Raw genomic sequence first — 485 nt, 5'->3', positions numbered from 1 at the left:
GGTCAGCCATGCGTTCCACTCCCCCCACATGGATCCCATGCTGGAGGAGTTCCGGACCATCGCCGCCGGGCTGGCCTACCACGCCCCCAGGATCACGGTGGTGTCGACGCTGACGGGTGCGGTCGCCTCGGCCGCCGAACTCACCTCCCCCGACTACTGGGTCCGCCACGTCCGCGAAGCCGTCCGCTTCCACGACGCCATCACCACCCTCCACCACCAGGGCACCACCACCTACCTCGAACTCGGACCCGACGGCACCCTCACCACCCTCGGCCGCACCAGCCTCCCCGACGACGACACCACCCCCACCACCGAATTCATCCCCCTCCTCCGCAAAGACCGCACCGAAACCCACACCCTCACCACCGCCCTCGCCCACCTCTGGACCCGAGGCACCACCCCCCACTGGCACACCCTCCTCGGCGACCACCCCACCCACCCCCACCACCTCCCCACCTACCCCTTCCAACACCAGCACTACTGGC

General features: G+C 69.5%; 1 protein-coding gene. It reads left to right on the top strand.

Going from position 1 to position 485, the window contains the following annotated elements; translation table 11 throughout:
• Window positions 1–28: 28 nt before the first annotated feature.
• On the top strand, window positions 29–485 hold a 457-nt coding region (locus LG634_RS37615), incomplete at its 3' end, for an acyltransferase domain-containing protein (protein ID WP_308072766.1).

The organism is Streptomyces bambusae (assembly GCF_020532645.1).
GTDB lineage: Bacteria > Actinomycetota > Actinomycetes > Streptomycetales > Streptomycetaceae > Streptomyces > Streptomyces bambusae.
The sequence above is the reverse complement of the archived record's forward strand: the minus strand, read 5'-3'. Positions and strand labels throughout refer to the sequence as shown.